The following is a 12961-nucleotide window of genomic DNA, read 5'->3' as shown; positions in this document are numbered from 1 at the left end:
TCGTCATCTCCGCCGAGGGAATCGTCGAATCGGTGAACCCGGCGGCGCTGCGCATCATGGGCATGCGGGAGACGGGTGTCGACGCCCTCGAGTTGGTGACGTCACACCCGATGCCGATCTACGACAGCGACGGCGGGTTGCTCATCGTCGATCGTCGTCAAGTGCTCGAAAACTTGAAAACCAGTCCGCAGCGGGGCCGGGTCTGTGGTGTGGACCGATTGGACGACGGACGGCGCGTCTGGGTCTCCGCAAACTGGTCGCTGCTCGATCCCGCGGATCCGACCGGGTCATCGGTGCTGGTGTCGTTCACCGACGTCACCCAGCAACACACCACCTACCGGCGACTCGCGTATCAGGCGACACATGATCACGTGACCGGGCTGCCCAACCGTGCCCACATTCTGGACCTGATCACCGACGCGCTGGAAGCCGGCGATCACCGGTTGGGCGCGGTGCTGTTCATCGACCTCGACAAATTCAAGCGGGTCAACGACGCGCTCGGGCATCACGCCGGCGACGCCGTGCTGCGAATCACCGCCGAGCGCCTCCGTGCGGCGTTGGGCCCCGACGATCTGGTCGGACGAGTCGGCGGCGACGAGTTCGTCGCGCTGCTGGCCGGTCCTGTCGAGCACACCGAGGCCGACCTCGTCGCCGGCCGGCTGCATCTCGCGCTGAGCGAACCGGTCGTCGCCGGGCGCGACGGCGACGGGATCCCAGATGTCAGCTGCATCAGCGCCAGCATCGGGGTTGTCGCGGTGCGGCCCGACGAGCAGCGTGACCCCGCCGAAATCCTGCACGAGGCAGATCTTGCGATGTATCAGGCGAAGGAGCGGGGGCGGGCGTCAAGCGACGGGACCGGGGTTCCCGACCGGCACGGCCCCGCCCGCAACCGTCGCGGGTAGCTCATCGCCCGGGCCGGGCCGGCGTCACAGCCAGCCGGTGCGGGCCGCGGCGACGGGTTCGGCGGGGGCCGGGGCCAGTTGTCCGTCCGCCACCTGCTCGAGCATCCGCTTCACCGTGGCGAGGATCTCCGGGGCCGACGCGGCCAGCGCGGTCTTGTCAGCCTCGGTGACCTCGTCGGCGTCGACGCCGGCCCGTGCCAGCACGGCCGCCGGGTCGGCCAGCTGACCGGCCAGCCAGGAGACCGGGTCGGCCGACAGTTCGGGGACGAAGTTCCGCCGCCCGGGTTCCCACCCGTTGAAGCGGGGGTGGTGGTGAGCCCGGTCCAGCGTCCCCGGCGGGCTCTCGGTGGACCCGAACAGGTCCACCCGCCACACCGGCCGATCGAAGGAGATCGGGACGCCGGCGTAGATGGACCCCTGCGGCGCGCCGCGGTCGACGAGGCGCAGTTCCAGCCTGACTCCCCGTTCCGGGGTTTCCTGGCCCTCGAGCGGCGACGGGTCGACGAAGAACATGTCCCCGACGACCACGCCCAGGGTGTCGAATCCGAATGCTGCGAGCATTGCGCGCCTTCCCAGTCACTCTCGGGTCGCTTGTCGTCCGTCTTCGAGGGTAGACCGGGCGAGGGTAGACCGGGCGAGGGTAGACCGGGGTGGTGGCGCAGCTCAGCCGTGGAGCCGATGACATCGGGAGGATGCACGGCGATTTCGCCATGATCGGGCGGCCCCGAGACGACTGGGGTGAGCCAGAATCCTTGTGCGTTATGCAAATCACACCACGTGCGTTAAGCTCGGCCGGTGGCGCAACTGACATTCCAGCGCGCTCGCACCGAGGAAGAGAAGCGCCAACGTGCGGAGGCCCTCGTGGAAGCCGCACGCTCGCTGGCAATGGAAACGGGCGTCGCGTCGGTCACCCTGACCGCGGTCGCCAGCCGCGCCGGAATTCACTATTCGGCGGTACGCCGCTACTTCACCTCCTACAAGGAAGTCCTGCTGCGTCTGTCCGCCGAGGGCTGGGTGCGATGGTCCAATACCGTGTCGGAGAAGCTGGCCGAGCCCGGCGCGAAGTCGCCCTCGCGCATCGCCGAGACATTGGCCGAAGCCCTGGCCGAGGACCCGTTGTTCTGCGACCTGCTTGCCAACCTGCACCTGCACCTGGAACACGAGGTGGATGCTGAGCGGGTCGTCGAGGTCAGGCGGATCAGTACCGCGGCCACACTCTCGCTGGCCGATTCGATCGGATGCGCGCTGCCCGAACTCGGACGATCGGGCTCGCTGGACATCCTGTTGGCCGCCTACTCGCTGGCGGCGACGCTGTGGCAAGTCGCGAACTCGCCGAAGCACCTGACCGACATCTACGCCGAGGAGCCCGAAGTGGTTCCGCCCGAGTGGAATCTGGACTTCGCAACCGCTCTCACCCGCCTGCTGACGGCCACCTGCATCGGCCTCGTCCCGGGATCCTCATGAACTCAGGAAGGAGGCCGGAGCGCTGTGGTTTGGCGAACTGCAACCGGTGAAGACGGTCCCGAACTCTTCGAGCACTCGGGGCCGCAGCCGACCGCGCAACCCTCCGCCGCAACCGGTAGGGGGCCGGGGTCACGCCGCGGGCGTCGGAAACCAGCCGCCGCAGCGACGCCCGGATGAAGGAAGGCCGTCGAAGGGGGACTGCTATGGCCAACCCGATCAAGGACCCGTGGGTCATCTCCAAGGTTGCACACGGGCTAACTAGTGTTGCGCCCGTGACGAAGGACTTGAAGCGCCCATGACGATGACTGAGCCAAGGACCGAACCGCTGAAGAAGCAGGGCTCGGCCGGCAGGGAGGGCAACGAGGTCGGTCCGCAGCGCGCCAAGAAACAGGGCATTTTGGGGCGTTTCTGGTTGGTGCTCACGATCGCGGCCGTCGTTGGTGTGTCGGGATTCGTCGTATACCGATTGCACGGTATCTTCGGCGTTCACAGCGGTTCGTTCGGTGGCGGCACCTCGGGTGAGGTCCTCGACCAGTTCAACGCCAAGACGATCACGCTCGAGGTCTGGGGCTCACCGGGTAGCACGGCGACCATCAACTATCTCGACGAAAACACCCATCCGCAGCAGGCACTGAACGTGCCCTTGCCCTGGAGCAAAGTATTGAGTTCAACGCAGCCCGGCATCCCGGCAAACCTGATCGCGCAAGGAGACGGCAGCTGGATCGCGTGCCGATTCGTCGTGAACAACCACGACGGTCGCGGTGACGTCATCAAGGCCCCGAATCGCTCGGATTCCGACGAAACAGTGAACCCCTTCGTCTACTGCCTGGACAAGTCCGCATGAGCGAGCCGAGCGAGGCTCCGCCGCGCGTCGATCAGCCGCTGATCCCGCCGTTCCTACCGCGAATGATCCATCGGATGGCGCTGCCGATCGTCCTGGTGTGGTTGGGCATCGTCGTTGTCACCAACACCGTGGCCCCGCAACTCGAGGCCGTCGCCAAAAACCACTCGGTGTCGATGAGTCCGACGGACGCAGTGTCCTTCCAGTCGACGATGCGCGTCGGATCGACGTTCAAGGAGTTCAACTCCGACAGCTCGGCGATGGTCCTGCTGGAGGGTGACAAGCCGCTCGGAGCGGCAGCGCATCGCTATTACGACGAGATCGTCAGGCGCCTCGAGCAGGACAAGAAGCACGTTGAGCACGTGCAGGATTTCTGGAGCGATCCGCTGACCGCCGCCGGTTCCCAGAGCCACGACCAGAAAGCCGCCTACGTCCAAGTCTACCTCGCCGGCAACATGGGCGGTGGCCTGTCCGCCGAATCCTCCGACGCCGTCCGCAAGATCGTCAACTCGGTGCCCGCCCCGCCGGGGATCAAGGCGTACGTCACCGGCGCGGCTCCGTTGTTTGCCGACCAGTCCCACGCAGGCGAGAAAGGCGTCGCAATAGTCACCATGATCACGATCCTGGTGATTTTTGTCATGCTGCTCTTCGTCTATCGCTCGCTCGTCACCGTCCTGGCCGTGTTGTTCATGGTCTTCGTCGAATTGTTGGCGGCCCGGGGCGTCGTGGCCTTGCTGGCCAACTACGAGATCATCGGACTCTCCACGTTCGCCAACAACCTGTTGGTGTTGATGGCGATCGCCGCCGGAACGGACTACGCGATTTTCGTGGTCGGCCGCTACCACGAGGCCCGCGGTCTGGGGGAGACTCGCGAAGAAGCCTTCTACACCATGTTCCACAGCACCGCGCATGTCGTCCTCGGGTCGGGCCTGACCATCGCCGGGGCGATGTACTGCCTGAGCTTCTGCCGATTGCCGTATTTCCAGTCCTTGGGCGCCCCGTGCGCCGTCGGCCTGTTGGTAGCGGTGCTCGCGGCGTTGACCCTGGGCCCCGCGGTGCTGACCGTGGCGTCGTTCTTCAAGCTCCTGGATCCGAAGCGCAAGCTGCAGACCCGGGGCTGGCGCCGGATCGGCACGGCGGTCGTCCGCTGGCCCGCACCGGTTTTCGCGGTGACCATCGGTGTCGCCTTGGTTGGTCTGCTCGCCCTGCCCGGTTACAAGACGGACTACGACACCCGCCACTTCCTTCCGGCGGACACCCCGGCCAATGTCGGATATGCCGCCGCGGACCGGCACTTCGACCAGGCTCGGCTCAATCCTGAGCTGTTGATGATCGAGACCGATCACGACCTGCGCAACCCGGCCGACTTCCTGGTCCTGGACAAGGTCGCCAAGGCGGTCTTCCACATCCCCGGCATCGGCCGCGTGCAGACCATCACCCGGCCGTTGGGCACGCCGCTCGACCACAGCACGCTGGGTTTCCAGATGAGCGCACAGGCTGCAGCGCGGATCCAGACCCAGCACTATCAGGACGAGCAGGCGAACAACTTGCTCAAGCAGGCGGACGAGCTGCACAAGACGATGGCGACCCTGCATGAGCAGATGCGGGTCACCCAGGACCTCAGCAACACGACGCACGAAACAGCCAGGCTGACCAGGGAAACCGTGCAGATCACCGAGGCGTTGCGCGACGACATCGCCAACTTCGACGACTTCTTCCGGCCGATCCGCAGTTACTTCTACTGGGAGAGACACTGCTACGACGTTCCGGCATGCTGGGCGATCCGATCGATCTTCAACGCGCTGGACGGCATCGACCAGGTGGCGCAGAACATCGTGAACCTCAGCGCGAACCTGGACAAGCTGGACCGGATTCAGCCGCAGCTGGTGGCGCTGATCCCGCCGCAGATCGAGAGCCAGCAGCGCAACCTGGACACCATCATGTCGAATTACGCGACCACGATGGGTCTCAACGAACAAGCCAGAGCGCAGTCCGACAACGCCACCGCCGAAGGCGATGCCTTCGACAAGGCCAAGAACGACGACACCTTCTACCTGCCCCCGGAGGCGTTCAAGAGCCCGGATTTCGCGCGGGGTCTCAAGCAGTTCATCTCCCCGGACGGGCACGCCGTCCGGTTGATCATCTCCCATGAAGGCGACCCGGCGACTCCTGAAGGCATCAGCCACATCGAACCGATCAAGCAGGCCGTGCACGAGGCGATCAAGGGCACGCCCTGGGAGGGCGCCAAGGTCTACCTCGGCGGTACCGCCGCGACGTACAAGGACATGCACGACGGCTCCAACATCGACCTGATGATCGCCGGAGTTGCCGCAGCCACACTGATTTTCATCATCATGCTGGTGATCACCCGAAGCGTCGTGGCAGCCTTTGTGATCGTCGGTACGGTGTTGCTGTCACTGGGCGCCTCATTCGGACTCTCTGTGCTCCTCTGGCAGTACATCTTGGGCATGAAGCTGCACTGGATGGTGCTGGCGATGGCGATCATCCTGCTGCTGGCGGTCGGCTCGGACTACAACCTGCTGCTGATATCGCGGTTCAAGGAGGAAATCCACGCCGGACTCAAAACGGGGACGATCCGCGCGATGGCCGGTTCGGGCTCGGTGGTGACCTCCGCCGGTCTGGTGTTCGCCGCGACCATGGCCACGTTCATGTTCAGCCCGCTGCTGGTGATGGCCCAGGTGGGCACGACGATCGCGATGGGGCTGTTGTTCGACACCTTGATCGTGCGGTCGTTCATGACGCCGTCGCTGGCCACTCTGCTCGGGCGCTGGTTTTGGTGGCCGCAGCACGTGCGTCCGCGGCCGGCCAGCACCATGCTGCGGCCGTACGGTCCGCGTCCCGCCGTGCGCGACTTGATCCTCAAGAACGTCGAGGAGCGCCCGGCGGGCGGATTGGTACAGTCGCGCTGATCGCACGAGGCGCGTGAGTGTCGCGATTCGCGCCGGCGTGGTCGAATTGCGACTCGGCTTTGATGGAGGCGCGACGCCGGTTCTGTGCTCAGCGGTGAACGACCGGCCGCTGTCTGCAGTTTCGTGGAGCCGATGACGGGAATCGAACCCGCGTATTCAGCTTGGGAAGCTGATGTTCTGCCATTGAACTACATCGGCGGTGTCGCTCCGAAAGGCTAGCATCCGTTGCCGCGCGAAGGACCGCTCGTGCGTTGTCGCGGCGGGCCGAGTAGCTGTTGGGGACGCACCGGCTCGGCGACCCCCGATGGCGATGGCCCGATGTTCACCCTTTCGTGATAATTCGTTATCTCGTAGGGTGCCTCCTGTGGGCAGGCACGAGTTACCCAAGACGCGCCGCAGGTCGGCAATGCTCCTGGCAGCGGTAGCCGCCCCCGCCGTCGTCTTCGTGGCGGCGAGCGCCGATGCGTACCCGGGCGCCGCGCGTGAGGTCCGCGAGGTCGTCGCCGAGCCGGTCGTGGCCGACGCCGAACCGTGTTGTTTCGAGGTGGTGGCGGCGATGCCGGCTCAGGGTACAGCGGGGACGCCCGGTGACGGCGCGGTCCGCAGCGCCGAGTTCGTCGCCGCATCCCGCTACCATCGGCAACCCCGGTTCTTGCCGGTCGGTGTCGCATCAGAGCGGGGTATGCAGGTCAGGACCATTTTGGCGGCCCGCGCCATCAGCGCAGAGTTTCCCGAGATCCACGAGATCGGCGGGGTGCGGCCGGATCCGCTGCCGTGGCATCCCAGGGGCCTGGCGATCGACGTGATGATTCCCAACCCCGGCACCGCCCAGGGCATCGCGCTCGGCAACCGGATCGTGGCGTTCGTACGCCGCAACGCCCGTCGGTTCGGCATGCAGGACGCGATCTGGCGCGGCGTCTACTACACGCCCACAGGTGCACAATCGAGCAGGCTGGGGCACTACGACCACGTCCACGTCACCACCACCGGCGGCGGATATCCCACCGGTCGGGAGATGTATCTGCGTTGAGCCGGGCTGTCTCCGTGGGCGGATAGGCTCGGCGGATGCTGCTCTCCGATCATGACCTCAGGGCCGAAGTCGCCGCCGGCCGGCTGGGCGTCGACCCCTTCGACGACACCCTGGTTCAGCCCTCCAGCATCGACGTCCGCCTCGACCGGCTGTTCCGGGTGTTCAACAACACCCGCTACACCCACATCGATCCCGCCGAGCAGCAGGACGAGCTGACCAGTCTGGTCGAACCCGATCCCGGCGAACCCTTCGTGCTGCACCCGGGTGAGTTCGTGCTCGGTTCGACGCTGGAACTGTTCGCGCTCCCCGACAACCTCGCGGGACGCTTGGAGGGCAAGTCGTCGCTGGGCCGCCTCGGTCTGCTGACGCACTCGACGGCCGGGTTCATCGACCCGGGCTTCAGCGGCCATATCACGCTGGAGCTCTCCAACGTCGCCAACCTGCCGATCACCCTGTGGCCGGGCATGAAGATCGGCCAGCTGTGCATCCTGCGGCTGACCAGCCCGGCAGAACATCCGTACGGCAGCTCGAGCGTGGGCTCCAAGTACCAGGGCCAGCGGGGACCCACGCCGTCACGCTCCTACCAGAATTTCATACGAAGTACCTAGCTTCGGCAGGACCGCAGCACAGCTTCGCCGCCCAGTATGAGGGCAGCGGTCCGCGTGGTTTCTCCTCCGTTCCGACCATCGCCGGCTGCGGAGTTGTGGAGGATGGGTTGTGGACACTGTGCTCGGGGTGTCGATGGCACCGGCATCGATCCAGATGGTCCTGCTCGAGGGCGAGAACGCCGACGGTCCCACGATCGATGAGGACGAGTTCGACGCCGCCGCCGATACTGCCGGCGCGAACCCTCCCGAGCGAGTGATTGCCGCCATCCTGGGCACTCGCGAGGGCGCGGCCGACGCGGGCCTGGGGCTGTCGTCGATCGGGGTGAGCTGGACCAGCCAGCACGAGGCGGCGGCGCTGCGCGGCGCGCTGGCCGCCCATCGGATCGACAACGTCATGCTCGTGTCGGCGTTCCTGGCCGCCGCCGCGCTCGCGCAATCCGTCGGGGGCGCATTGGGTTACGAGCGCACCGCGGTGCTGTTCGTGGAGCCCGGCACCGCGACGACGGCACTCGTGGAAACCTCCGACGGCTCCGTCGCCGACGTCCGTACGGCGTGCATCCATGCCGAGTCCTACGACGAGGCCGCCGCGCAGCTCGGCGAGATGGTGGCCGGGCTCGACGAATCCGAACCGGCCGCGGGTGGCCTGTTCGTGGTGGGATCGGGTGTCGACATCGCCGCGCTGCGGCCGACGCTGGAGGCGGCGACGTCGCTGGATGTGAGTGTGCCCGGGGAGCCTCGGACGGCGCTGGCCCGCGGCGCGGCGCTGGCGTCGGCGAACTCGCCCTTGTTCGCTTCTTCGACCACTGCGCTGGCCTACGCCCAGGACGCCGGTACCGGTGCGGTCGACGTATCCGATCTGCCGGACCGCCTCAGCCTCTCTGGTGTTCCCGGCGCGGACGACCTGGCCTACAGCGCGGTGACGGACGAAGACGCCGAAGCCCCGACCTCCTGCGGCGAGGGCCGTTCCGCCTCCGATGCGGCCCAACCCCGCCGCCGGCCCGCCCTGCTGATCGGCAGCTGGCTGGCGGTGGCCGGCATCGGTGCGGTGCTGGCGCTGGAGATCGCGATGGCGATCGGCATCCGCACCACGGTTGCCCTGCAACCCACTCCCGGCCAACACCTCATCATCATCATCCCGACCCGGCAGGCGCCCGCGCCGGTCCGGGCCGCGGCGCCGCCCCCGCACCTCAGCGTGCCGATACCGGTGGCGGCGCCCAAACCCCTGAATCCGCCGGTGGCTCCCCCGGTGCGCGCGGCTCCTCCGGTCCCGGCGGCCCCGGTCGTGGCGATGCCGGTGGTGGTTCCGCCGTTGGCGCCCGCCCGGGTGCCAACGATCCACGTGCCCGCACCCGTGGTCGACGTGCCCCGTCTCGACCGCGTCCTGAGCCCCCCGTTGGCCGCGGTGCCGCACCCGCAGTCACCGCCGATCAGCGGTGACACGGGTCCGCTGTCCCCGCCGCACCCTGTTCCTGGCGAGCAGACCATGCCGCCCGCGCCGCGGGGTCCGGACGCTGCGGGCGGTCCCGGGTTTGGCCATGAACCGGCGCCCCGTGCGGGTCCCGGTGACCCTGGGCGGTTCGGTGGCGGTGGAACGCTCGGTGGTGGTCACGGTGGTGGACCGTTCGGCGCCAAGCCCTTCGGCGGTCATGGGCTCTTCGGCGCCAAGCCCTTCGGCGCCAAGCCCTTCGGCGGTCATGGGCTCTTCGGCGGCGGTGGTCATGGCGGGTTTGGCGGCTTCCGGGGTTTCGGCGGATTCGGCGGGCGACTCTGACCGTAGGGCGCAGAGCCGCGCAGGTTAACTCGCGGCGAATGCGGACCGACCGCAGCCTGCTCGCCGCGCGGGTATTCTCGAACTGCTGCGGTCGGTCCAGAACTGCCCTGTCGCTCCCATGAACCAGAACACCACGAACCCCTTGGTTCCGCCGGCCAGTAGTCAGGAAGGTCCGGTGCGCGGGCAAGTCGCGGCGAATTACCCGAGGGGGTGGAAGCAGTGGTGGGCATCGTCCTGGGCGTCGCGATGACGCCGACGAAGGTCCACTTGGTGCTTGTCGAGGGGGAGAACGCCGACGGGGTGATCGTCGACGAGGACGACTTCGACGTCATCGGGCAGTCGTCGCCCGCCGACGCGCCGACCCAGGTGCTCGCGGCGATACTGGGCACCCGGCAAGGCGCTGAAGAGGGCGGCTACCAGCTGCTGTCGACGGGGGTGACCTGGACCGATCATGTCGAGGCCGCGATACTCCGCGACGCGCTGATCGACCACAAACTCGAGAACGTGATGCTGGTCTCGGCGTTCATGGCCGCGGCCGCGCTGGCTCAGTCCGTCGGCGACGCCACCGACTGCACGCACACCGCGCTGCTCTTCGTGGAGCCGTACACGGCGACCCTGGCCGTGATCGACACCGCGGACGGAGCGGTCTCCGACGTGCTCCACAGGGTTCTTGCCGACGACGACCAGGAAGCGGTTGCCGAACTCGCCGAGATGGTTTCCGGTGTCGACGCGCTGGCTGCGCGCCCCGAGGGCGTCGTCGTCGTCGGATCCGGCGTCGATGTCCTGCTGATCACGCCGACGTTGGACGCCGCGACGTCGCTCAGCGTGGTCGTACCCGACGAACCGGAGACGGCCCTGGCGCGGGGTGCGGCGCTGGCAGCGGCCAATGCGCCGTTGTTCGCGTCGTCCACGGCCGCGCTGGCGTACGCGCTGGACCCCGGGGCCGGCGAGGTCGACCCCACGGCTCTCGCCGAGCAGTCGCCCGGTCTGTTGCCCGCCTATCAGGGCGTTCCGGACGCGTCCCGCGATCCTGGGGAAGGCGAGAACAACGTCGCCTACAGTGCTGTGCCGGACGAGGATGCCGACGCGCAGACCGCGTTCTTCGATCCGCGGCCAAAGGCGCTTCGGCGCAAACCCCTGGTACTGGTGGGCAGCATGTTGACGGTGGTCGTCGTCGCGGCGGTCGTGGCCCTGGAGATCGCCCTGGCCATCAACATTCGCCCCACGGTGGCCCTGCGGCCCAGTCCCAACGAAAACATCATCGTCCCAACACATTCCGCACCCGTGCCCCAGGTTCAGGCAAAGCCGCCCAGGCCCGTGGTGGTGCCCCGTGCCGCGCCCCCGGCGGCGGTGGCTCCGGTTCCCGCGGCCCCGCCCGCGCCCGCCCGGGTCCCGGTGGTTCCGCCGGTCGTTCCCGTGCCCCGGGTGCCGATCATCCGTCCGCTCGTGCCCCGGGCGGGAGGTCACGGTCCTCTCAACGTCGGCCCCTTCGGCGGACACGGCCCGTTCGGTGGTCATCGCCCCTTCGGCGGGCTGGGCCCGCGGGCTCCCTTCGGCGGTGGTCTTTTCCGGGGCGGCCGTGGTCCGCTGGGTGGGATCTTCGGCGGCGGTCATGGCGGCTTCGGTGGGGGCCACGGTTTCGGCGGTCATGGTTTCGGTGGTTTCGGCGGCGGTCATGGTTTCGGCGGATTCGGTGGTTTCGGGCTCAGGTAGCCCTCGCGTGGCGGCGCGGCAAACCGCGAGGCGAAGGTGGAGCAACGGCCGCCCCACGCCGGGAACTGGAAAAAGCTCACCCGGACCGATACCCCAGCGCGGTGTCCTCTGACCGTGAACAGCACCCGTCCCGCCCGTCGGGGAGCGCGTAAAGTTGTGTGCCAAGCGTGACATTGATGAGGGCGGCCGGCGCGTCATCGCCGGCGGGGGTTGTGGGGACGACGGCTCGATGCCACCGGCTGACACAGACGATGGAGCAGCTTTGGACACGGTACTCGGCGTCTCGATGGCGCCGACGGCAGTCCAGATGGTGCTCGTCGAGGGGCAGGGCGGTGACGGTGCCATCGTCGACGAGGACAACTTCCAGATAGGCTCGGACGCCGGGACGGCGATGATCAGTGCGGCCGACCAGGTGGTGTCGGCCATCCTCGGCACCAAGGAAGGCGCCGCCGAGGGCGGCTATCAGTTGGCCTCCACCGGGGTCACCTTCTCCGATCCCGCTGAGGCCGCCGCGCTGCGCGACGCGCTGGCCGCTCACAAGATCGAGAATGTGATGCTGGTCTCCGCCTTCCTGGCTGCGGCCGCGTTGGCCCAAGCTGTCGGCAACGACACCAACTACGCGCAGACCGCTCTGCTTTACATCGAGCCCGACACCGCCACCCTGGCGGTTGTCGACAGTGCCGATGGGTCGATCACCGACGTTCACCGGCAGGTGTTGCCCGACGACGACGAGACGGCGGTCGCCCAATTGGCCGCACTGGTCACCAAGGCCGAGGGCCTGGCCCCGCACCCGGACGCGGTGTTCGTCGTCGGGGCCGGCATCGACATCCCGATGATCAAGCCGGCGCTGGAGAAGGCGACCGCGCTGCCGCTGACCACGCCGGAGGAGCCGGCCACGGCACTGGCCCGCGGGGCCGCGCTGGCGTCGGCGAGCGCCCCACTGTTCGCGTCGTCGACCGCGGCGCTGGCCTACGCCCAGGACCCCGGCACCGGCGTCATCGATCCGCTGGCCGGCGCTCCCGGCTATGTCCAGGCCGGCGATGACGCCGGCCTGGACAACCTCGCCTACAGTGCCGTCGCAGACGACGACGCCTATACCGGTGCCTACCCGGGCGCCCAGACCGGCGCGACCGACCTCCTCGACGGCGGCTACCGCGATCGCAGGTTCACGGTGCTCGGAATCGCGCTGGCGGGGATTTTCGTCGTCGGTGCGGCGGCACTGGTCGTGGCCCTGGCGGTCACCATCCGGCCGCACGCCGGCGTGAAACCCAACCCCGGCCACAAACTCGTCGCTCCCACCCATCGGGTGCCGGCGCCGGCCGCGCCCGCGCCGGCACCGAAGGCGCCCGCTCCCGAGCCGGCGGCACCCGCCCCGGCTCCGGCTCCTCAGGCCCCGGCTCCTCAGGCCCCGGTTCCTCAGGCTCCGGCTCCGGCGGCACCCGCTCCGGAGCAGGCTCCTCTTCCGGCCGCTGCGCCCCCGCTTCCGCCACCGCCGCCGGTAGCGCCCATGCCCATCCCGATACCGATACCCGGTATCGGGGGCGGTCCGTTCCGCGGCGGTTTCGGCGGACCGCTGCACGGCGGATTCCGCGGCGGTCCCGGATTCGGTGGGGGCCACGGCCACGGCGGGTTCGGGATCCCGGGCATCGGCATTCCGGGGCTGTAGCGCGCCTGGCCGGCCGAGGTCAGGTGTCATCTGCCG

General features: G+C 68.2%; 10 protein-coding genes and 1 tRNA gene. 9 read left to right on the top strand and 2 right to left on the bottom strand.

Annotated elements, in window-relative coordinates:
• Positions 1-902 (top strand): diguanylate cyclase domain-containing protein (locus ACOJVU_RS15195; protein ID WP_421530536.1); only part of this gene is annotated, 902 nt, incomplete at its 5' end.
• Positions 903-926: 24 nt separating this feature from the next.
• On the opposite strand, the gene ACOJVU_RS15190 is transcribed toward ACOJVU_RS15195, so the two are convergent.
• Complete coding sequence (locus tag ACOJVU_RS15190; protein ID WP_421530535.1) at positions 927-1463, bottom strand: hypothetical protein; 537 nt, start codon at positions 1461-1463, stop codon at positions 927-929.
• A 234-nt stretch (positions 1464-1697) separates the two neighbouring features.
• On the opposite strand from ACOJVU_RS15190, the gene ACOJVU_RS15185 reads away from it, so the two are divergent.
• The 3 genes from ACOJVU_RS15185 to ACOJVU_RS15175 all read left to right on the top strand — a co-directional run bounded on the left by ACOJVU_RS15185 (position 1698) and on the right by ACOJVU_RS15175 (position 6137).
• On the top strand, positions 1698-2366 hold the full coding sequence (locus ACOJVU_RS15185; protein ID WP_421530534.1) for a TetR family transcriptional regulator: 669 nt from the start codon (positions 1698-1700) through the stop codon (positions 2364-2366).
• A gap of 295 nt (positions 2367-2661) precedes the next feature.
• Positions 2662-3210, top strand: coding sequence for an MmpS family transport accessory protein (locus ACOJVU_RS15180; RefSeq protein WP_421530533.1), 549 nt, complete (start codon positions 2662-2664; stop codon positions 3208-3210).
• Entirely contained in the window at positions 3207-6137 is a 2931-nt protein-coding gene (locus ACOJVU_RS15175) for an RND family transporter (protein WP_421530532.1), read from the top strand. Before ACOJVU_RS15180 ends, ACOJVU_RS15175 begins: the two co-directional genes overlap by 4 nt.
• Positions 6138-6261: 124 nt before the next feature.
• On the opposite strand, the gene ACOJVU_RS15170 is transcribed toward ACOJVU_RS15175, so the two are convergent.
• Positions 6262-6335 (bottom strand) — tRNA-Gly (locus ACOJVU_RS15170).
• A gap of 166 nt (positions 6336-6501) precedes the next feature.
• On the opposite strand from ACOJVU_RS15170, the gene ACOJVU_RS15165 reads away from it, so the two are divergent.
• The 5 genes from ACOJVU_RS15165 (at position 6502) to ACOJVU_RS15145 (ending at position 12925) form a co-directional block, all read left to right on the top strand.
• Entirely contained in the window at positions 6502-7167 is a 666-nt protein-coding gene (locus tag ACOJVU_RS15165; protein WP_421530531.1) for a hypothetical protein, read from the top strand.
• Positions 7168-7202: 35 nt separating this feature from the next.
• Entirely contained in the window at positions 7203-7775 is a 573-nt protein-coding gene (dcd, locus tag ACOJVU_RS15160) for a dCTP deaminase (RefSeq protein WP_421530530.1), read from the top strand.
• A gap of 109 nt (positions 7776-7884) precedes the next feature.
• Positions 7885-9546 (top strand): DUF7159 family protein, encoded by a 1662-nt coding sequence (locus tag ACOJVU_RS15155; protein WP_421530529.1) that lies wholly within the window; start codon positions 7885-7887, stop codon positions 9544-9546.
• Positions 9547-9765: 219 nt separating this feature from the next.
• Positions 9766-11259, top strand: a complete 1494-nt coding sequence (locus tag ACOJVU_RS15150) for a DUF7159 family protein (protein ID WP_421530528.1) — start codon at positions 9766-9768, stop codon at positions 11257-11259.
• A gap of 262 nt (positions 11260-11521) precedes the next feature.
• The gene (locus tag ACOJVU_RS15145; protein WP_421530527.1) at positions 11522-12925 is read left to right on the top strand and encodes a DUF7159 family protein; all 1404 of its coding nucleotides are present in this window, start codon (positions 11522-11524) and stop codon (positions 12923-12925) included.
• The last annotated feature ends 36 nt before the right edge of the window (positions 12926-12961 follow it).

This window comes from Mycobacterium sp. THU-M104 (genome assembly GCF_049197365.1).
Lineage (GTDB): Bacteria > Actinomycetota > Actinomycetes > Mycobacteriales > Mycobacteriaceae > Mycobacterium.
This window is presented reverse-complemented; position numbering and strand designations above follow the sequence as displayed.

Excerpts from the sequence above, each read along its gene's own strand:
- ACOJVU_RS15190 (WP_421530535.1), bottom strand. The coding sequence starts at position 1,463 with ATGCTCGCAGCATTCGGATTCGACACCCTGGGCGTGGTCGTCGGGGAC.
- ACOJVU_RS15180 (WP_421530533.1), top strand. The coding sequence starts at position 2,662 with ATGACGATGACTGAGCCAAGGACCGAACCGCTGAAGAAGCAGGGCTCG.
- dcd (WP_421530530.1), top strand. The coding sequence starts at position 7,203 with ATGCTGCTCTCCGATCATGACCTCAGGGCCGAAGTCGCCGCCGGCCGG.
- ACOJVU_RS15175 (WP_421530532.1), top strand. The coding sequence starts at position 3,207 with ATGAGCGAGCCGAGCGAGGCTCCGCCGCGCGTCGATCAGCCGCTGATC.